Origin of the sequence: Sphingomonas azotifigens NBRC 15497 (assembly GCF_002091475.1) — a bacterium.
Lineage (GTDB): Bacteria > Pseudomonadota > Alphaproteobacteria > Sphingomonadales > Sphingomonadaceae > Sphingomonas > Sphingomonas azotifigens.
Genome location: NZ_BCTR01000061.1, coordinates 21036 through 40813 on the forward strand (window position 1 = coordinate 21036; position 19778 = coordinate 40813).

General features: G+C 69.2%; 17 protein-coding genes and 1 tRNA gene. 8 read left to right on the forward strand and 10 right to left on the reverse strand.

Annotation, left to right across the window (positions count from 1 at the left end; translation table 11 throughout):
* Positions 1–4 precede the first annotated feature (4 nt).
* The 5 genes from gltB to SAZ01S_RS18730 all read right to left on the reverse strand — a co-directional run bounded on the left by gltB (position 5) and on the right by SAZ01S_RS18730 (position 8491).
* Positions 5–4522 carry a glutamate synthase large subunit gene (gltB, locus tag SAZ01S_RS18710; protein WP_084583794.1) on the reverse strand — a complete coding sequence of 1506 codons (4518 nt, stop codon included), beginning with the start codon at positions 4520–4522 and terminating at the stop codon, positions 5–7.
* Positions 4522–5100, reverse strand: coding sequence for a DUF2059 domain-containing protein (locus SAZ01S_RS18715; protein WP_139810142.1), 579 nt, complete (start codon positions 5098–5100; stop codon positions 4522–4524). The genes gltB and SAZ01S_RS18715 overlap by 1 nt, the downstream gene beginning before the upstream one ends.
* Positions 5097–6557, reverse strand: coding sequence for an NAD(P)-dependent oxidoreductase (locus SAZ01S_RS18720; RefSeq protein WP_084583796.1), 1461 nt, complete (start codon positions 6555–6557; stop codon positions 5097–5099). The genes SAZ01S_RS18715 and SAZ01S_RS18720 overlap by 4 nt, the downstream gene beginning before the upstream one ends.
* A gap of 123 nt (positions 6558–6680) precedes the next feature.
* Positions 6681–7487, reverse strand: coding sequence for an undecaprenyl-diphosphate phosphatase (locus tag SAZ01S_RS18725; protein WP_084583797.1), 807 nt, complete (start codon positions 7485–7487; stop codon positions 6681–6683).
* 68 nt (positions 7488–7555) lie between these two features.
* Positions 7556–8491 (reverse strand): complex I NDUFA9 subunit family protein, encoded by a 936-nt coding sequence (locus SAZ01S_RS18730; protein ID WP_084583798.1) that lies wholly within the window; start codon positions 8489–8491, stop codon positions 7556–7558.
* Between the two features lie 146 nt (positions 8492–8637).
* Between SAZ01S_RS18730 and SAZ01S_RS18735 the strand changes: the two genes are divergently transcribed.
* The 3 genes from SAZ01S_RS18735 to SAZ01S_RS18745 all read left to right on the forward strand — a co-directional run bounded on the left by SAZ01S_RS18735 (position 8638) and on the right by SAZ01S_RS18745 (position 11395).
* Positions 8638–8724 (forward strand) — tRNA-Leu (locus SAZ01S_RS18735).
* A 298-nt stretch (positions 8725–9022) separates the two neighbouring features.
* Positions 9023–9613, forward strand: a complete 591-nt coding sequence (locus SAZ01S_RS18740) for a hypothetical protein (RefSeq protein ID WP_084583799.1) — start codon at positions 9023–9025, stop codon at positions 9611–9613.
* A gap of 159 nt (positions 9614–9772) precedes the next feature.
* A complete protein-coding gene (locus SAZ01S_RS18745) occupies positions 9773–11395 on the forward strand; it encodes an alpha-L-fucosidase (protein WP_084583800.1) in 1623 nt (540 codons plus the stop codon).
* Between the two features lie 43 nt (positions 11396–11438).
* On the opposite strand, the gene SAZ01S_RS18750 is transcribed toward SAZ01S_RS18745, so the two are convergent.
* Complete coding sequence (locus SAZ01S_RS18750) at positions 11439–12044, reverse strand: hypothetical protein (RefSeq protein ID WP_139810143.1); 606 nt, start codon at positions 12042–12044, stop codon at positions 11439–11441.
* A 111-nt stretch (positions 12045–12155) separates the two neighbouring features.
* Here SAZ01S_RS18750 and SAZ01S_RS18755 point away from each other — a divergent pair, with 111 nt between their 5' ends.
* Positions 12156–12827, forward strand: a complete 672-nt coding sequence (locus SAZ01S_RS18755) for a response regulator (protein WP_084583801.1) — start codon at positions 12156–12158, stop codon at positions 12825–12827.
* On the forward strand, positions 12824–14140 hold the full coding sequence (locus SAZ01S_RS18760; protein ID WP_084583802.1) for an ATP-binding protein: 1317 nt from the start codon (positions 12824–12826) through the stop codon (positions 14138–14140). Before SAZ01S_RS18755 ends, SAZ01S_RS18760 begins: the two co-directional genes overlap by 4 nt.
* On the opposite strand, the gene SAZ01S_RS18765 is transcribed toward SAZ01S_RS18760, so the two are convergent.
* Together SAZ01S_RS18765 and SAZ01S_RS18770 are read right to left on the reverse strand one after the other, a co-directional pair.
* The gene (locus SAZ01S_RS18765; RefSeq protein WP_084583803.1) at positions 14128–14910 is read right to left on the reverse strand and encodes an IclR family transcriptional regulator; all 783 of its coding nucleotides are present in this window, start codon (positions 14908–14910) and stop codon (positions 14128–14130) included. The two genes, SAZ01S_RS18760 and SAZ01S_RS18765, sit on opposite strands and share 13 nt — an antisense overlap.
* A 10-nt stretch (positions 14911–14920) precedes the next feature.
* Positions 14921–15964: a LacI family DNA-binding transcriptional regulator gene (locus SAZ01S_RS18770; protein WP_084583804.1), complete on the reverse strand. Its 1044-nt coding sequence runs from the start codon at positions 15962–15964 to the stop codon at positions 14921–14923.
* A gap of 128 nt (positions 15965–16092) precedes the next feature.
* Here SAZ01S_RS18770 and SAZ01S_RS18775 point away from each other — a divergent pair, with 128 nt between their 5' ends.
* Entirely contained in the window at positions 16093–16437 is a 345-nt protein-coding gene (locus SAZ01S_RS18775) for an L-rhamnose mutarotase (protein ID WP_084583805.1), read from the forward strand.
* Between the two features lie 10 nt (positions 16438–16447).
* On the opposite strand, the gene SAZ01S_RS18780 is transcribed toward SAZ01S_RS18775, so the two are convergent.
* Together SAZ01S_RS18780 and SAZ01S_RS18785 are read right to left on the reverse strand one after the other, a co-directional pair.
* The gene (locus SAZ01S_RS18780) at positions 16448–17455 is read right to left on the reverse strand and encodes a zinc-binding alcohol dehydrogenase family protein (RefSeq protein WP_084583806.1); all 1008 of its coding nucleotides are present in this window, start codon (positions 17453–17455) and stop codon (positions 16448–16450) included.
* A gap of 60 nt (positions 17456–17515) precedes the next feature.
* Positions 17516–18346, reverse strand: coding sequence for an amidohydrolase family protein (locus SAZ01S_RS18785; RefSeq protein ID WP_084583807.1), 831 nt, complete (start codon positions 18344–18346; stop codon positions 17516–17518).
* Between the two features lie 150 nt (positions 18347–18496).
* On the opposite strand from SAZ01S_RS18785, the gene SAZ01S_RS18790 reads away from it, so the two are divergent.
* Positions 18497–19492 (forward strand): SDR family oxidoreductase, encoded by a 996-nt coding sequence (locus SAZ01S_RS18790; RefSeq protein WP_084583810.1) that lies wholly within the window; start codon positions 18497–18499, stop codon positions 19490–19492.
* A gap of 41 nt (positions 19493–19533) precedes the next feature.
* Positions 19534–19752, forward strand: a complete 219-nt coding sequence (locus tag SAZ01S_RS18795; RefSeq protein ID WP_139810144.1) for a hypothetical protein — start codon at positions 19534–19536, stop codon at positions 19750–19752.
* The last annotated feature ends 26 nt before the right edge of the window (positions 19753–19778 follow it).

Consider the following 19778-nt stretch of genomic DNA (forward strand, 5'->3'; position numbering starts at 1 on the left):
GCGCCTACTCCGCCGCCACCGCCTCGACGGTGTCGTTCAGCGGATGCGGCAGCCGGGTGAGCATTTCCTTCGGCACCACCTGCCAGAACTTGCCGATCTCGCGGTCCCAGTCCTCCAGCAGGCCCTTGGACCATTTGCTGTCGGTCGCCTCGGCATGCGCCTCGACCAGCGACCGGAGCCTGGCTTCCCAGTGGCTGGAGGCCAGCCGGTTCCAGGTGATGTTCTCCGGGTTGGCGTGGCGCTCGAAACTGCCGTCGCGATCGTAGACGAACGCCATGCCGCCGGTCATGCCCGCGCCGAAGTTCATGCCGACGCGGCCCAGCACCACCGCGGTCCCGCCGGTCATGTATTCGCAGCCGTTCGCGCCGCAGCCCTCGACCACCACATCGGCGCCCGAATTGCGAACCGCGAAGCGCTCGCCCGCCTGGCCCGCGGCGAACAGCCGGCCCGAGGTCGCGCCGTAGAGCACGGTGTTGCCGATGATCGTGTTGTTCCACGATTCGATCGGCGAGCTGACCATCGGCCGCACCACGATGATGCCCCCCGACAGGCCCTTGCCCACATAATCGTTGGCGTCGCCGAACACCTCGAGCGTGATGCCCTTGCAGAGGAATGCGCCGAGCGACTGGCCCGCCGAGCCGCGCAGCCGGACATGGACATGCCCGTCCTGCAGCGCCGACATGCCGAAGGTGTTGGTCACCTCGGACGAGAGCCGCGTGCCCACCGCGCGGTGGGTGTTGCGCACCGAATAGGTGAGCTGCATCTTCTCGCCGCGCGCGAACACGGGCGCCGCATCCTTGATCATCTGCGCGTCGAGGCTGTCCGGCACATCGTTGCGGAAGGTGCTGAGGCTGAAGCGGCGCTCGGCATCGTCGGCATCCACCTTGGCGAGGATCGGATTGAGGTCGAGATCGTCGAGATGCTCGGCACCGCGGCTGACCTGGCGGAGCAGCTCGGTACGGCCGATCACCTCGTCCAGGCTGCGGAAGCCCAACTTGGCGAGGATCTCGCGCACTTCCTCGGCGATGAAGGTCATCAGGTTGATGACCTTTTCCGGCGTGCCGACGAACTTGGCGCGCAGCTTCTCGTCCTGGGTGCAGACGCCCACCGGGCAGGTGTTCGAATGGCACTGGCGGACCATGATGCAGCCCATGGCCACCAGGCTGAGCGTGCCGATGCCGAATTCCTCGGCGCCGAGGATCGCGGCGATGACGATGTCGCGGCCGGTCTTGAGGCCGCCATCGGTGCGCAGCTTGATGCGGCCGCGCAGCCCGTTGAGCGTCAGCGTCTGGTTGACCTCGGACAGGCCCATTTCCCAGGGCGTGCCGGCGTATTTGATCGAGGTGAACGGCGAGGCGCCGGTGCCGCCATTATGGCCGGCAACCAGGATCACGTCGGCATGCGCCTTGGCCACGCCCGCCGCGACGGTGCCGATGCCGGCCGAGCTGACCAGCTTCACGCACACCCGCGCGCGCGGATTGATCTGCTTCAGATCGTAGATCAGCTGCGCCAGATCCTCGATCGAATAGATGTCGTGGTGCGGCGGCGGCGAGATCAGCGTCACGCCCGGCGTCGCATGGCGCAGCCTGGCGATGAACTCGGTGACCTTGAAGCCGGGCAGCTGCCCGCCCTCGCCGGGCTTGGCACCCTGCGCCACCTTGATCTCGATCTCGTCGCAGGCGTTGAGATATTCCGCCGTCACGCCGAACCGCCCCGAGGCGACCTGCTTGATGGAGGAGTTGGCGTTGTCCCCATTCTCATAGGGCGTGTAGCGCGCCGAATCCTCGCCGCCTTCACCCGAGACGGCGCGCGCGCCGATCCGGTTCATCGCGATGGCGAGCGTCTCGTGCGCTTCGGGGCTGAGCGCGCCGAGCGACATGCCCGGCGTCACGAAGCGCTTGCGGATCTCGGTGATCGCCTCGACCTGGTCGATCGGCACACCGCTTTCGGGGAAGTTGAATTCGAGCAGGTCGCGCAGATAGACCGGCGGCAGATCGCGCACCCCGCGCGAGAAGGCGAGATAGCTCGAATAGCTGTCGTTCGACACGGCGGTCTGCAGCTGGTGCATCAGCTGCGCCGAATAGGCATGCGCCTCCCCGCCCGAACGCTGGCGATAGAAGCCGCCCACCGGCAGCGTCGCGACGCCCGCATCGTACGCGGCATCGTGGCGCATCATCGCCGAGAGGTGGAGCGAGGCATAGCCTTCGCCCGAGATCTTCGCCGGCATGCCGGGGAACAAGTCGTTCACCAGCGCGCGGCTGAGGCCGACCGCTTCGAAATTGTAGCCGCCGCGGTACGAGCTGATCACCGCGATGCCCATCTTCGACAGGATCTTGAGCAGCCCCTCGTCGATCGCCTTGCGGTGACGCTTGAGGCAGTCGGCGAGACCGATGTCGCCGAACAGGCCGCGCGCGTGGCGATCGGCGATCGCCGCTTCGGCCAGATAGGCGTTCACCGTGGTCGCGCCGACGCCGATCAGCACCGCATAATAATGGGTGTCGAGGCACTCGGCGGTGCGGACATTGACGCTGGCATAGGAGCGCAGGCCCCGGCGGACGAGGTGCGTATGCACCGCCGCCGCCGCCAGCACGCCGGCGATCGCCGCCTTGTCCGGCCCGCTATGCTCGTCGGTGAGAAACAGTTCCGTGCAGCCGGCGCGGACCGCCTGCTCGGCCTCATGGCGGATGCGCTTGATCGCCGCCTTGAGCGATTCGGGATCGCCATCGGCCGCGAAGGTGCAGTCGATTTCCGCCGCGCTCGCGCCGAAATGGGCACGCAGCCGGTGCCAGTCGGCATTGGTGAGCACCGGGCTCTCCAGCACCAGCACCGGGCTCCCCGCGCCCTCGGTATCGAGGATGTTGGCGAGGTTGCCGAACCGCGTCTTCAGCGACATCACATAGCGCTCGCGCAACGGATCGATCGGTGGATTGGTGACCTGGCTGAAATTCTGTCGGAAGAACTGGCTGATCAGCCGCGACTTGTACGAGATGACCGCCAGCGGCGTGTCGTCGCCCATCGAGCCGATCGCTTCCTTGGCGGTCTCCACCATCGGCGCGAGGATCAGCTCCATGTCCTCCAGCGTCTGGCCGGCCGCGACCTGGCGGCGCGACAGCTCGGCGCGCTCATAATAGGTCTCGGCGGGCGCTGCGGGCAGGTCGTCGATCGACAGGAAGCCCTGCACCATTGAGGCATAGTCTGCCTCGCCGGCGATCTGGTCCTTGATCGCGCGATCGTGGAGCAGCTTGCCCTCGTCGAGGTCGACGGCGATCATCTCGCCCGGCCCGAGCCTACCCTTGGCGACGACGTTCGCCTCCGGCACCGGCACCATGCCGGTTTCCGAGCCGACGATCAGCAGCCCGTCCGAGGTCTGGGTGTAGCGCAGCGGCCGCAGCGCATTGCGGTCCATGCCGGCAACCGCCCAGCGGCCGTCGGTCATCGCCAGCGCCGCGGGGCCGTCCCACGGCTCCATCACGCTGGCGAGATACTGGTACATCGCGGCGTGCGACGCCGGGGTATCCTCGTCCTGCTGCCAGGCTTCCGGCACCAGCATCAGCTTGGCGGTGGGCGCGTCGCGGCCCGAGCGGCAGATCGCCTCGAACACCGCGTCGAGCGCCGCCGTGTCCGACGCGCCGGCCGGGATCACCGGCTTGATGTCCTCGCTCTGCTCGCCGAACGCGATGCTCGCCATCTTGATCTCGTGGCTGCGCATCCAGTTCTGGTTGCCGCGGATCGTGTTGATCTCGCCGTTATGCGCCAGGCAGCGGAACGGCTGCGCCAGCCACCATTGCGGGAAGGTGTTGGTGGAATAGCGCTGGTGGAAGATCGCGACGCGGCTCTCGAAGCGCGAATCCTTGAGGTCCGGATAGAAGTCGGACAGCGATTCGGCGAGGAACAGCCCCTTGTAGATGATCGAGCGGCACGACAGCGAACAGATGTAGAAGCCGCCGACCTGCGCCGCGATCACCCGCTTCTCGATGCGGCGGCGGATCAGATAGAGCTGGCGCTCGAACTCGGCGGCGTCCATCGCGTCGGGCATCGGGCCCGCGATCATGATCTGCTCGATCTCGGGGCGCGTCGCCTGCGCCTTCATGCCGATCACCGAGACGTCGACCGGCACCTGGCGCCAGCCATAGATGGTGTAGCCCGCCTCGATGATCTCGCTCTCGACGATGGTGCGGCAGGTCTCCTGCGCGCCGAGGTCGGTACGCGGCAGGAAGATCATGCCGACGGCGAGGCGGTTCGGCAGCACGCGGTGGCCGCTGCCGACGATCTGCTCGTCGAAGAAGCGCAAGGGCAGGTCGACGTGGAGGCCGGCGCCGTCGCCGGTCTTGCCGTCGGCATCGACCGCGCCGCGGTGCCACACCGCCTTCAGCGCATCGATCGCCGACTGGACGACGCGGCGCGACGACTGGCCGTCGGTTGCCGCGACCATGCCCACGCCGCAAGCATCGCCTTCATATTCGGGGCGGTACATGCCCTCGCGGGCGAGGCGCTCGCGCTCGGTTGCCAGCGTCTTGGTCATCACTTCTTGTCCTGTTCTGCGGCGAGCTTCGCCACCATCGCCTGCGCGCGCTCCATCGTGCCGCGGATCGACTGCTCCATCACCGCGCGCTGCGTGGCGAGCACGTCGGGGTCCGCCATGATCGTCGGCGCCTGTTCGGCGTAGAGCTTGCCCGAAGGGGTATCGAAAAAGGCGCTGACGTCGTGCATCTGCGCGACGGTAAAGCGCCGTGCATAGCCGCGCGCGATCGCGTCCAGCATCGTCGGCATCGCCTGCTTGGTAAGCGCGATCGAGTGCTTGAGTTCGTCGTCGACGAACGCGTTGAGCACCGCCTTGGCCTGCGGATTCTTGGCGAAGGCCGCCTGCAGCTGCGGCGACTGCGCCATCGCGTTGCGGAGGTTTTCCATCATCGGCCGCATCATCTGATCGATCATCGCGTCGATCCGCTCGGGCGGCGTGATCTTGGCGAGCAGCGCCCTGGCGGCGGCGAGCCGGGCGGGATCGGGCGCCGCAGCTGCCGCTGCCACGGGCGCCGTCTGCGCGGCGGCGCAGACCGGCGACGCGATTGCGAGCAGCAGTGCGGGGGCGAGCATCTTCATGCGACGCTCGCTTCGCGTGCGGCTGCGACCGGCGCCTTTGCCCGCGCCTTCATCCACTTGTGCATGTGTGCCGCCACGTCGCGGCCGTCGCGGATCGCCCACACCACCAGGCTGGCGCCGCGGACGATGTCGCCGGCGGCAAACACGCCGTCCATGCTGGTCATCATCGTCTTGCCGTCGGTGCGGAGCGTGCCCCAGCGGGTGACGCCCAGTTCCTCGGCGCCGAACAGCTTGGGCAGATCCTCGGGCTCGAAGCCCAGCGCCTTGATGACGAGATCGGCGGGCATCTGCAGCGCCCCGCCCGGATCGACCTCCGGCGCGCGGCGACCGGACGCATCCGGTGCGCCGAGGCGCATCTTGGAGGCGCGCACGCCGGTCACCTGCTCGGTGCCTTCGAACGCCTCCGGCGCGGAGAGCCAGACGAACTCGACGCCCTCTTCCTCGGCATTGGCGACCTCGCGCTGCGAGCCCGGCATGTTCGCCCGGTCGCGACGGTAGAGGCACTTCACCGAAGCCGCGCCCTGGCGGATCGCAGTGCGCACGCAGTCCATCGCGGTATCGCCGCCGCCGACGACCACGACATGCTTGCCGAGCGCGTTGAGGCTGCCATCGTCATAGGCCGGCACCACATCGCCGAAATTCTTGCGGTTCGACGCGGTGAGGTAGTCGAGCGCGTCGACCACGCCCTTGGCACCGACGCCGGGCGCCTTGATCGCGCGCGCCTTGTAGACGCCGGTCGCGACCAGGATCGAATCGTGGCGCTGGCGCAGCTCGCCGAGGCTCGCGTCGCGGCCGACCTCGAAATTGCGGTGGAAGACGATGCCGCCCTCCTCCAACCGCTGGACCCGGCGCATCACCACATCCTTCTCCAGCTTGAAGCCGGGGATGCCGTAGGTGAGCAGCCCGCCCGACCGGTCATACCGGTCATAGACGTGCACGGCATAGCCATAGCCGCGCAGATATTCGGCGGCAGCGAGGCCCGCAGGGCCTGCGCCGATGATGCCGACCGACTGGCCGCGGTCGCGCCCGACCTGCACCGGCTCCACCCAGCCCTCGGCCCAGGCGGTATCGGTGATGAACTTCTCGACCGAACCGATCGTCACCGCGCCATGGCCCGAGAATTCGATCACGCAATTGCCTTCGCACAGCCGGTCCTGCGGGCAGATGCGGCCGCAGATCTCGGGCATGGTCGAGGTGCTGTTGGAGAGCTGGTACGCCTCCTGCAGCCGGCCCTCGGCGGTCAGGCGCAGCCAGTCCGGGATATGATTGTGCAGCGGGCAGTGCACCGAGCAATAGGGCACGCCGCACTGGCTGCAGCGGCCCGCCTGCGCTTCCGCCTCGGGCACCGCATAGCGTTCCGCAATCTCGCGAAAGTCTTCCGCGCGCAGCTCGGCGGGGCGCTTGGCCGGATACGCCTGCGGGCGTCCGACGAATTTGAGCATGGGATCGTCAGCCATGCCGCTCCCCCTACAGGAGAGCGGCAGCGCAATAAAGACAGTATTGCTTACCTATATGGGTTCAGAACCTCTATTTTCGCCCTTTGAGGACAAAAATCTACGCTGAGAACGGCCGAAACGGCCCTATCGCATGGACAGCCAAATCAGCGCAGCAGTTCCCGCAACAATACGATAGAGGGCGAAGGGGGTGAAACCATGCTTGCTCACGATTCCTACGAACCACTTGATCACCGCGAGCGCGACGACGAACGCGACAACGAAGCCGACGCCGATCTCGCCCCAGCCGACGCCGCTGGTCACCAGCATCTCGCGATTCTTGACCAATTCCAGCACGGTCGCGCCGAGCATCGTCGGGATGGCGAGGAAGAAGCTGAACTCGGCCGCGGTGCGCCGCTCGACGCCCAGCGACAGCGCGCCCATGATCGTCGCGCCCGAGCGGCTGACACCCGGCACCATCGCCAGGCACTGGACGAAGCCGATGCCGATCACGCGCACCACCGGAATTTCGGCGATGCCGTGGATCGTCGCCGACTTCACCGCGCGTTCGATCAGCAGGATCGCGACACCGCCGACGATCAGCGCCCAGGCGACTACCTTGGGCGCGCCGAGCAGCGCCTCGATATGCTTGTGGAGCGCCAGCCCGATCACCGCGGCGGGAAGGAAGGCAAGCAGCAGGTTGCGCACGAACCGGATCGACACCGGGTTCAGCTTGATCAGCCCGTCGAGCACCGCCCAGAAGGTGCGCCAGTAGAGCACCACCACCGCCAGGATCGCGCCCAGCTGGATGACGACGTTGAACATCGCCCAGCGTGCCGAATCATAGCCCATCAGCTCGCTGGCGAGGATCAGGTGGCCGGTCGAGGAGACCGGTAGAAATTCGGTAACGCCTTCGACGATGCCGAGCAGGATCGCCACCAGCAGCGTGGTCATGGGCAGGGTCCTTCAAAGGGTCGCACCGGGCGACCCCCGCGAGGCGCCGCCCGGCAGGGGAAACGGGATCAGGCGGTCGCGCGGAAGCGGCTGAAGCGGCCGGCCTGGCGGAAGCGTACCAGCCAGCTCGGCGCCACCGTGGCCATCGGCGTCGGGTGCACGCCCAGCGCGGCAAGGCCCTCGGCACCCGCCGGCACGACATTGTCGGCCTGGAGCATCGCGAACTGGTCGCGGGTGATCGGCGTGCCCGGCAGCGACGCGATCAGGCCTGCCAGCGAATCGGGCAGCTCCACGAAATGCGGCTTGCGGCCGATCGCACCAGCGATCCAGTGGAGCAGCGCCGACATGCTCAGCACGTCCGGGCCGCCCAGCGTGTAGGTCTTGCCGCCATGCGCCGCAGGATCGGCGAGCGCCGCGGTGACCGCCTGGGCGACGTCGGCCACGAACACCGGCTGGAACCTGGTCTCGCCGCGCACGACCGGCACGATGTTCAGCGGCGCGCCTGCGATCATGCCGGCGAAGCGGTTCACGAACGCGTCCTCGCGACCGAACACGATCGACGGGCGCAGGATCGTCGCGCCCGGGAAAGCGGCGAGCACGGCCTGCTCGCCGGCCGCCTTGCTGCGGCCATAGGCCGACGGCGAAGCGGCATCGGCACCGAGCGCCGAAATGTGCACCAGCGCACCGGCCCCGGCAGCCTTGGCCGCCTCGGCGACGTTGCGCGCGCCCTGGACATGGACCTTGTCGAAATCGCCGGCCAGGATGCCGACGAAGTTCACCACCGCGTCGCTGCCCTGCAGGGCGCGGGCGAGCGTCTCGGGCTTGGTGATGTCGCCGACGACGAGCTGGGTCTGGCCCAGATTGCCCTGGGTCTTGAGGAACCAGGCGTCGCGGGGCTTGCGCTCGACGACGCGGACGCGCGCACCGGCGCTCAGCAATTCCTGCGCCACGTAGCGGCCGAGAAAGCCCCCACCGCCGATCAGGGTTACCAGCCTGTCCTTCATCTTCCGCCTCACTGCCTGCGCGAACCTTTCGGCCCCAATGCCGTGGGAAGGGCTAAACGGCAAGCGCGACGCGAAGTCCAACATTTTTCGAAAAAGGTCGTTGACAGCCCCGCCGATCCTCCCCTAGAGGCGCCGGCCTACCCCGTGCCCAGATGGCGGAATTGGTAGACGCACCAGCTTCAGGTGCTGGCGATCGCAAGGTCGTGGAGGTTCGAGTCCTCTTCTGGGCACCACTTCCCCACATGCGGGAAATGCCGCGTGGCGTTGGCAATCGCCAACAGGTGATCCTGCCACGGCGAACGCGCCCGCTCTCCTGCTGCTTTAACGGTGGTCCTCGCCATCGCTCCGCGTTCCAGCGGCCTGGCGCGTAGGTTCCCCAAGACGAAACCGGTCCGCCGACACCGCGACCGCGATGCGCACCAGGCTTTAACACTCTCCGCGATAGGCCTTCGCCACCGCGCCGGCGCGCGCCTGCGGATCCGTCGTGCGCCATCGAACCAGCCGGGATGCGGTAGGGGACGTTGGGGAAAAATGACCGAACTCGATCTTGAAATCGCTGCGATGCTGTACCCCGTATTGGTCGAGGCCGCGCCCGACGTGGAACTGCTGCCCTTTCGCGAACTGATCCGGCGGGCGCAGGTCCGCTATCCCGACAGCGCGGCAATGCAACGCCAGGTACCAGTCGGGATCGGCAGCCGTCTCGCTACGATTCGGGCGTTCACAGAGCCCCGCGGCTATCCGGACCTGACCTGCCTGGCCGTGTCCACGGGACGCGACGTTCCGCCGGAGAATTATCATACCGACGCCCGGGCGGAACAGGCACGCGTGGCCGCGTTCGACTGGAGCAAGGTCGCAGAGGAATTCACCCTCCAGATCGGAAGCTGGCGCAGCGCGATGCGGACGCAGGTGAAGCGGCCGCGCGCGCAGCGGCAGCGCGAACTCGCCGTCGAGTTGATGTACGCCTATTACAGCGAACACAAAACATCCCTGCCGCCGGCAATTCGCGACCATCGGGAAGCGATTATCGCTGCATTGATGGCGGGACAGGACGTCGCGGACGCGTTTGCGGCTGTCGTGCAGGCGATGCGTCCCGAGCAAAAGGCGACGGCGGCGCGGCCGTAAATGCACGATGCGCCCGGCGACAGCGCGGCATCCTGACGGCCCGAGCGCCTGCCTTCATGCCGACCGCTGTCGCAGGTGAAAACTAAAAAGCATTTGCGAAACTCCTGGAGCGGGCTAGCTTTCTCCCGCGCGGACGGAATCGCCGCGATGGGAGAAAGAATGCGCCTCGATCGCCGATCGCTGCTGTCCGCCACCGGCCTGGGCCTTGCCTCGCTTGCGGCCCCGGCCCGCGCCGCCACGGGCGATCCGTTCCAGGGCAACTGGCCGTCGCTCGTCCAGGGCTATCGCGCGCCCGACTGGTTCCGCGACGCCAAGTTCGGGATCTGGGCGCATTGGTCCGCGCAGTGCGTCCCCGAGGCCGGCGACTGGTATGCGCGGGAGATGTATCTGCAGGGCTCGCGCGCCTACAAGCACCACGTCGCCCAGTACGGCCACCCGTCGCAGACCGGTTTTCTCGACATGTACCCGCGCTGGACCGCAGCGCGCTGGGATCCGGAGCGGCTGCTCGACCTCTACCAGCGGGCGGGCGCGAAATATTTCATGGCGCTGGCCAACCACCACGACAATTTCGACACCTTCGCCTCGCGCCACCACCCCTGGAACGCGACGCGCATCGGCCCCCGCCAGGACATTATCGGCCGCTGGGCCAAGCTGGCCCGTGCGAGCGGGCTGCGCTTCGGCGTGTCGAACCATTCCGCCCATGCCTGGCACTGGCTGCAGCCGGCCTATGGCTATGATCCCGAAGGGCCGCTGGCCGGAAAGCGCTATGACGCCGCGTGGCGGACCAAGGCAGGCGGGCGCGGTACCTGGTGGGACGGGCTCGACCCGCAGCAGCTCTATACGGGATCGACCATGCCGATGCCGGACGGGCTGAAGACAATCGCCGAGGCCAATGCCTGGCACGAGGCGCACGACCGGGTGTGGAACGAGGAGGCGCCCGCCGCCAATCCCTGGTTCACCCAGAACTGGCTGCTCCGCTGCAAGGACCTGATCGACCAGTATCAGCCCGACATGGTCTATTTCGACAATTTCACGCTCCCGCTGGGGCAGGCGGGGCTGGATGCCACCGCGCATTTCTACAACCAGTCGATGCGCTGGCATCAGGGCAGCAACCAGGCGGTGGTGACCGCCAAGGGCACGCCGGCCGATCGCCGCGCCGGTATCGTCGACGATGTCGAACGCGGCGTGCACGACGCCATCCAGCCCTATCCCTTCCAGACCGACACCTGCCTGGGCAACTGGCATTACGACCGCGATCTGTACGAACGCGATGGCTACAAGACGCCCGCCAAGGTGCTCCACACGCTGTGCGACGTCGTCGCCAAGAACGGCAATCTGATGCTGTCGGTGCCGATGCGCGGCGACGGCACGATCGACGAGAAGGAAGAGGCGATCGTCGAGGGGATCGCGGCCTGGATGGGGCAATATGGCGCCGCCATCTACGGCACGCGGCCCTGGCACCTGTTCGGCGAGGGCCCGACACGCACCCAGAGCGGCGACTTCAACGAAGGCTCGCCGCAATCGCCCTATACCGCCCGCGACATCCGCTATGTCCGCAAGGACGCCGCGGTGCACGCGCTGGTGCTGGGCTGGCCGGAGGACGGCGTCGCGCGCCTGCCGGCGCTCGCCACCCGCGGGACGGTGCAGCGGGTTACCCTGCCGGGCGATTCGGCGCCGCTCGATTTCCGGCGCGGGCCCGACGGTCTTGCCGTGACCTTGCCCGCCGCGCGCCGCAATGCGATCGGCGTCGCCCTGGTCATCGAAGGCGACGGGCTCGCCTGACGGCCCCCGCACGCGAAGCGCGGGGGCCGAGCATTCGGGCCGTTCAGCGCGCCGGGGTGGCGCTCGGCGCCGGTGCCGGCGGCGGAACGGCAGCGCCCGTCGCGGACGGCGGCACTGCGCCGGGCGCGGGCGGCACTGTTCCCGGCGGCGGCGGCATGGCACCCGGCGGCGGGGGCGGCGGCATGCCTGGACCGGCGAACGGCGGCGGCGGCGGCATTCCCGGCCCGCCGGGAGGGGGCGGGCCGTGCGGACCATGCGGCGGCGGCGCACCGACCGCCTGCACCGTGCCCTGCGCATCGACGAGATAGGAAGCGTGCAGTTGTCCTTCGACATAGCGGCCCTGCACCGTCACCGCGCTGCCGGCCTGGACACCGTTGCCCGCCGGGCCGACATCGACCAGCGCCCGGCCCGAGCCGTCCTGCAGCACGAAACGATCGCCATAGGTTTCGGCGACGCGGCCCTTCACCGTCACGATGCCGCTGGTCTGCGCGAGCCGCGCGACCGCGGTGGGCACGGTCGGGGCCATCTCCACCGGCGGACGGGTGAGCTGTACTGCGCCTGCGCCGCCCGCCGCGCCCAGCGCCAGCAGCCCGGCGGCCGCCAGCGTCAGCCGGTTACGCGGCGACAGCCTGTTCTTCCATTCGGGCATTCCATCAACTCCTCTTGGGTGTTCGATGGTGCCGGTCTAGCGAATCGATCCCGACCCGCGCTGAACCCCGCGGTTCAGTTTCGGTTTAGGCCGGGGAGCTAGGCGAAGACGATGCGGATCCTGCTGGTAGAAGACGATCCCGATCTCGGCCCCGCCATCGCGCGGGCGCTGCGGGCGGAGCATTGCGCGGTCGACCTCGCCGCGAACGGCGTCGATGCGCAGCATCTCGGCGACACCGAAGCCTATGATGTCGCGGTGCTCGATCTCGGCCTGCCGGGCAGGACCGGCGCCGAGATCCTCGCCGCCTGGCGCGCCGGTGGGCGCACGCTGCCGGTGCTGGTGCTCACCGCGCGCGAGGCCTGGGCCGACAAGGTGGCGGCGTTCAAGGCGGGCGCCGATGATTATCTGACCAAGCCGTTCCGCGTCGAGGAGCTGATGATGCGGCTGCGCGCGCTGGTCCGCCGCGCCGCCGGCCATGCCCAGACGCGGATCGCGTGCGGCCCGCTCGTCTTCGAGAGCCAGACCGGCCAGTTCGAGCTCGACGGCCTGCCACTCAAGCTCACCGCGTTCGAATGGCGCGTGCTGTCGCAGCTGATCCTGCGCCGCGAGGTGGTGATCGAGCGACTCGAACTTCTCGAGCGCGTCTATGAAGGCGATGCCGATGTCGATTCGAACAGCCTCGAGGTGATCATCGGCCGCTTGCGCCGCAAGATCGGCGCGGCGCGGATCGAGACGGTACGCGGGCGCGGATATCGGCTGACCTGCGGCGAGCAGCCGGCATGAAGCGCGGCTCGCTGCGCACGCGGATGCTCCTGGTCTCGGCGCTGGTCACCCTGGTTGCGCTTGGCCTGGCGGGGTGGACCATGGCGGGCGTGCTCGCGCGGGTGGTGACCGGCGGCATCGATCAGCGGCTCGACGCGCAGCTGGCAGTGCTGGCGAGCGTGGTGGACCAGGACGGACGTGTCGATCGCGCAAGGCTGTCGGCGCGGCAGGGCAGCCTCGCCGCTGGGCCGGGCTGGTATTGGCGCATCGAAGGCCCGGCCGGGGCGATCGGCAGCGCCGACTTCCCCGCCCTGCGCCCGCCCTTCCCGCTGCCGCCCGGCGCGGCCGCGCCGCTGCCGCCGGTGCCGCTGGAAGGAGAGGACGCGAAGGGCCGGGTCCATGCCCGCCAGCTGGTGCTCGACACCAACGCCGGGCCGGTGACGCTCACCGCCGCGGCGCCGGGCCGGGTGATCGGGCGGCCGGTCCGCGATGCGCTGGTGCCGTTGGCGAGCGCGATCCTCGTGCTGGCCGCGATCTTCGCGCTGGCCGCCTGGGTGCAGCTGCGCTTCGCCTTGCGGCCGCTGGCGGCGCTGGTCGCGCAGATTGGTGCGATTCGCCGCGGCGAGCGCGATGCGGTCGACGAGGCGCAGCCCGCGGAGCTCCAGCCGCTTGCCGCCGAGCTCAACGCGCTGGCCACGGCCAATGCGGCGACGCTGGCTGCCGCCCGCCAGTCGGCGGCGAACCTTGCCCATGCGCTGAAGACCCCCGTCGCGACACTGGCGCTGACCGTCGACGCCGACAGCCCCGCGGCCGCGCAGGTCCGCCGGATCGAAGGTGTGATCCGCCATACGCTGGCCCGCGCGCGCGCCGCCGCGGTCAACCAGCGGGCGAGTACGGCGGTCGCCCCCGTCGTGACCGATGTCGCTGGCGTGATCGGCACGCTGTACCCCGCCATCGTGGTCGAGCGCGCGGTGCCCGAGGGTGCCCGGGTCGCGATCGATGCGCACGACTTCGCCGAGATGCTCGGCAACCTGCTCGACAATGCCGCGCGCCATGCGCGTAGCCGCGTCACCCTCGCCGTTACACGCGACGGCATCGGCCCGGTCGCCGTACAGATTGAAGACGACGGCCCCGGCATCCCGGCCGAACGCCGCGAGCAGGTGCTGCAACCCGGCGTCCGGCTGGACGAGGGCCCGGCCGGGGACGGTTTCGGCCTCGCCATCGTCCGCGACCTGCTCGCGCTCTATGGCGGGCGGATGGCGCTGGGCGAGAGCGGGCTGGGCGGGCTGCGCGTCGTGCTGCACTGCCCCGATGGCGGGTCTCAGCCCGGCTGATAGCCGAGCCGGTCCGAAATCCGGGCGGCTGCCGTGCGCAACTGGTCGCGCGTGGCGTCGAGATCGAGCTTCTGCGACCCGTCGATCAGTTCGAGAAAGGGCACCGTCAGCGCCGCCATGACATTGCCGTCGAAGCCGAAGATCGGGAAGCTGATATCGGTCACGCCATAGGTGACCGGGCTCTTGCGGCTATCATGCCCCGCCGCCCGCACCGCCGCCAGCCGCGCCGCCAGCCCGTCCGCATCGATGGGCGTGCCCCGCTCCTCTTCCGCGGCGCGCACCATCCGCTCGGCGAGCGCCGACGGTGCAAAGGCCAACAGCACCTGGCCCGAGCAGCTCTGGACCAGGTCGATCTGGGCGCCGATCTTGAGCGCGAAGCCGCGCGTCCCCGGCGATTCCTCGCGCGCGATCACCAGGCCATGCCCCCGGCTCGGCACGACGAGGTGGCAGGACTGCACCGTCTCGCGCGCCAGCACCTGCATCTCGGGCATCGCCGCGCGGACGAGATCCTGCGACGGGGTCGCCCGCAGCGCCACGTCGAGCAGCTTGTAGGCCACCGAATAGCGATCGGTCACCTCGGAGCGGCGCAGATAGCCGAGCTGCTCCATCACCACGACGATGCGGAACAGCTCGCCGACCGAACGCCCCAGATCGGCGGCCATCTCGGTGACCAGCGCGCCCTGCGGCCGGCTGGCGAGCAGTTCGAGGACTTCGAACGCCTTCTCGATCGCGGGCGCGGCATAGGTCTTCTTCGTCCCGGCGCGAGCCATGTGCCTCTCCTCAGCCCTTGTCTTCGGCCGGCGGCGCGCCGGTCGAGCTGCGCTTGACGATCTCGTGCTCGAGCACCCGGTCGCGGCGCGCGCGGGTCTTGGGCGCGCCGCGCGCCTCGGTCGCCACCAGCGCCAGCGCCTCGGCGGCGAGGCGGCGGACCGGCTGGTGGACGGTGGTGAGCGGCGGCCACAGCGTCACCGCGGCAGTGGTATCGTCGAAACCGACGACGGTAAGCTGGCGCGGCACGTCCAGCTGCCGGCGGTGCGCGACAGAGACGATCGCCGCAGCCATGTCGTCGTTGCTGGCGAACACCGCGGTCGGCGGCGCCGGACCGTCGAGCAATTCCTCGCCCGCAGCCAGGCCCGAGGCGTAGCTGAAATCGCCCTGCACCAGCTGGACGGCGGCATCGGGCACGTCGCGCACGGCATCTTCCATGCCCGCCCGGCGCTCCGCACTCGCCGCCTGATCGGGGTTGCCGACGACGAAGCCGAAGCGGCGGTGCCCGAGATCGAGCAGGTGGCGGGTCATCTCATAGGCGGCGCGCCGATCGTCGATCCGCACGCAGGTCGCGCCGGGCACATGATAGGCGCCGATCGCCGCGATCGGCACCCCTGCCCGCCCCAGCGTGCGCATCACCACCGGCGCCTCGCCGAGCGGCGGCGCGAGCAGGATGCCCGACAGCCCGGACGCAGCGAAGCGGGCCAGCTCGGCCTCGGCGGGTGGTCGCCCGCCCTCGCCCTTGAGCAGCACCAGCCGCGCGCCGTGGATCGAGGCTTCCTCGAACACCCCGGTCAGCAGCTCGCTCATGAACGCGGCGCTCGGGTTCGAATAGACCACGCCGATGCGCAGTTCAGCCGAGGTGACCAGGCTGCGCGCTGCGACATTGGGGACGTAGCTGAGCTCGGCGATCGCCTGCTCCACGGCTTCGCGCGTCGCCGCGCTCACCCCGCTGCGGCCGTTGATCACGCGCGAGACGGTCATCGCGGATACGCCGGCCTTTGCCGCCACGTCGATGATCGTGGCTCCCTGTACCGGCTTGCCCGCCTTCGCCACCGCATTCGCCTCCCTGCCCCAGTCCGCCGGAGGTACGCGATCAAAACTGATCGGAAAAGTGGGGATGCGGCAATCGCTTGTGCCGCGGCGCTTGCAGGCTATGCAGGCACCGAAGGAGAGGTTTGCCGATGCGCCATGTGCTGCTGCTCGACCTGAACGACGATGCGGAGGCGATTGCGGCCTATCGCCACTGGCACCGCCCCGGCGGCCCGCCCGCTGCGGTCACCCGCTCGATCCGCGCGGCCGGCATCAACGCGATGGAGATCTGGCATGCCGGCGACCGGCTGGTGATGATCATGGAGACCGGCCCGCACTTCGATCCCGAAGCCAAGCGCGCCAACGACGCCGCCGACCCGGACGTGCAGGCCTGGGAATCGCTGATGGACCGTTTCCAGCGCCGGCTCGCCTTTGCCGAGCCGGGCGTGAAATGGGTGCCGACCGAACCGATCTTCGCGCTCGCCGATCAACCCTGACCGGCGCGGCTCAGAAGCTGACGATCGCCTTCAGCACATTGTCCGCTTCTTCGATCAGCGCGGGCAGGCGCGTGGGCAAGTCGTCGGCATCAACGCTGTGGGTGTGGAGCCGATCGGTGGGGATCGCGCCCGAGCGGATGGCGGCGATCACCCGTTCGAAATCCGCCGAAAGCGCGTTGCGGCTGGCGATCAGCACCGCCTCGCGCTTGTGGAATTCGGGATCGGCGAAGCTGAGATCGCCCGGCGCGACGCCGACCAGCAGCAGCGCGCCGCCATGGGCGACGAAATCGAGGCTGCGGCGCATCGCCGGCAGCGAGCCGGTCGCGTCTACCACCACGTCGAAGCCGTCGCCCTGGGTGCGCTCGTTGAGCTGTGCGGGCAGCGTATCGTCGGCGACATAGCCGTCGAAGCCGAGCTGCTCGCGCGCAAAGGCCAGGCGCTGGGCGCGCTGATCGGCCAACACCACGTCGAACCCGTCGAGCCGGGCGAACAGCGCGGACGCGATGCCGATCGGCCCGGCGCCGACGACCAGCATGCGGCCCTCGCCGTCCTTGGGTGCACGCGAGACGGCATGGGCGCCGATCGCCAGGAACTCGATCATCGCCGCCTGGTCGAGCGTCAGCCCGGCGGCATCGATCACCGCGCGCTCGGGCACCACCAGCAGCTCGGCCATGCCGCCGTCGCTATGCACGCCGAGCACGCTGATGTTGACGCAGGCATTGGGCTTGCCCTTGCGGCACGCGACGCAGTGGCCGCAGGCGAGATAGGGATTGATCGCAATCGTCTGGCCGAGCGCAAGCGTGGCGCCCGGGCCCAACGCCACCACTTCGCCGCCCAGCTCATGCCCCATCACCCGCGGATATTGCAGGAATGGATGGCGACCGGCGAAGATGTGGTAGTCGGTGCCGCACAGGCCGACGCGGTGGATGCGGACCAGCACCTCGCCCGGGCCCGGCACCGGTGCCTCGCGCTGGATCTGGGTCAGCTCGAACGGGGCATTGCAGAGGATCGTGCGCATGGAATGAGTCTCCTGGCCGAGCAATGCCATGCCGTGTTGCGCTGGTACAAGCTCGTTTTCTTAGATGCCAATGTCGAGCGCATAGGCGCGGATCGCATTGCCGCCGAACACGGCGGGTGCGGCAGCCGGGTAATGCCGGGCCACGAAGTCCGCGACGATCGTGCGGGTGTCCGTGTAAGTTCCGGCGAGCCGGCACACCGGCCAATCCGATCCCCACAGGATCCGCTCGGGCCCGAAGCAGGTGAAGACATGCGCGAGATAGCGTTCGAAGTCGCTCGGCTGCCAGTCGGGCGCCGCTTCGGTGATCAGGCCGGAGACCTTGCAGAACAGCGCGGGATAGGCTGCCGCAGCGGCGATCTGGTCCGCCCAGGGCTGCCACGCGCCGGCGGCAATGTCGGGCTTGGCGCAATGGTCGAGGATCAGCCGCCCCTCGCCGCACCGATCGAGGAACGCCGGCAGGGTGGCGAGCTGCGCGGCATTGACCAGCACGTCATAGGCAAGACCTGCCGCCAGCACCGCGCGAACGCCGGCAACGAAGGCTTCGCCGAGCAGAAACTCGGCATCGGCTTCGTCCTGCACGACATGCCGGTAGCCGAGGATGGGCCCATCCGGGCGCGCCGCGATGCGATCGGCGATATCGGCCGCGCGCAGGTCGATCCAGCCGACCACGCCTGCGATGCGCGGCGTTTCCGCGGCGGCGGCGAGCAGGAAGTCGGTTTCCGCATCGCTCTGCCGCGCCTGGACGGCGATCGCACGATCCACGCCGGCGCCGTTCATCTCCTCGACGAGCTCGGCGACGGTGAAATCCCGCGCAATGGCACTCCCCGGCACGATCCAGCCGAACGCGTCGGCGCTATAGCGCCACAGGTGGTGATGGGCATCGATGCGCATGCCGCCTGCATAGCCGAACCCAGGCCAATCCGGGAAGCACGCGTGCGTCACCCCCACCCGCTTTGTTTTGAACGGCTTGCAACCCGCAGCCGATAGCCCGGTTTGTCCCGATACGGCGCCGCTTCCGCGCTGCTCGGCCTGGAGACGAACATGGCGGCAACCGCACGGACCCGAGCCGAACCCCGCCTCGCGGTGATCACCGGCGCATCGAGCGGCATCGGCCGTGCCACCGCCGAGCGCTTCGCCGATGCAGGCTGGCGGCTGGTGCTCGCCGCGCGCGACGCCGAAGCGCTCCAGGCGCTCGCCCGCGACCTGCGCGCACGCGGTGCGCTGGTGCACACAGTTCCGACCGATGTCTTCGATCATGACGCCGTCGAAGCGCTGGCGGCGGCCGCGCTGGCGTTTGGCGGCACGATCGATCTGTGGTTCGCCAATGTCGGCATCGGCGCGGTGGGGCGGTTCGAGGCGGTGCCGGTGGCGGCGCACGAGCAGGTGCTGCGCACCAACCTGCTCGGCCATCTCTACGAGGCGCATGCCGCCTGGCCGATCTTCCTGCGCCAGGGCCACGGCGTGTTCGTCAACATGATCTCGATGGTCGGCTTCGCCGCGTCGCCGCTGGCCGCCGCCTATTCGGCGAGCAAGTTCGGATTGCGCGGGCTATCCGAGGCGCTGCGTGCCGAGCTGGCGGGGCACCCGCATATCCATGTGTGCGACGTCTACCCGGCGCTGGTCGACACGCCGGCGCTCGACCATGCGGGCAATTACACCGGCAAGGCGATTCACCCGCCGACCCCCATGCTCAACCCCCGCCGCGTCGCGGAGGCGGTCGTGCGGCTCGCCGACCATCCGAGGCCCACCACGCTGGTCGGCGCGCAGAATTGGGGCGTCCGGGCTATCCATGCGCTGGCGCCGACGCTCAGCCTCAAGCTGGTCGATCGCTGGTTCGAGGGCTATTTCGTCCAGGCGCGGCCGGCAGCGGTCACCTCGGGCAACCTGTTCCACCCGCCGGGCGGTACGCCCCGCATCGATGGCGGCTTCCGCAAGCCGGTGACGCGGCGCCTGCCGCTGCTGCTGGCCGGCGGGACGTTGCTGGCGCTGGGCGGTGCGGCACTGCTGCGCCGCGCATCGCGGACGGAACCAAGCTAGGCTATGTTCGTCGCCTCGACGCTGAGTGGAGAGGAATGACGATGACCATCAATCCGACGCGCGACCGTACCGAAACCGAACGCCACGCCCATGCCGTTGACGCCCAGGGCGCCCCGCCGCGCGACGGGCGGGTGGATGCGCTGGCCGGCGAGGATCCGGACGGCATCCCGATGACCGGTGAGGAAGACCCGTTTGTGGAAACCGAGCAGCTGCCGCCGGATGCAGGGGACGACGCGGAGGCCGAGGCGCATCCGTCGTAGCCATACTTTAGCCCCTCCTCCTTGGA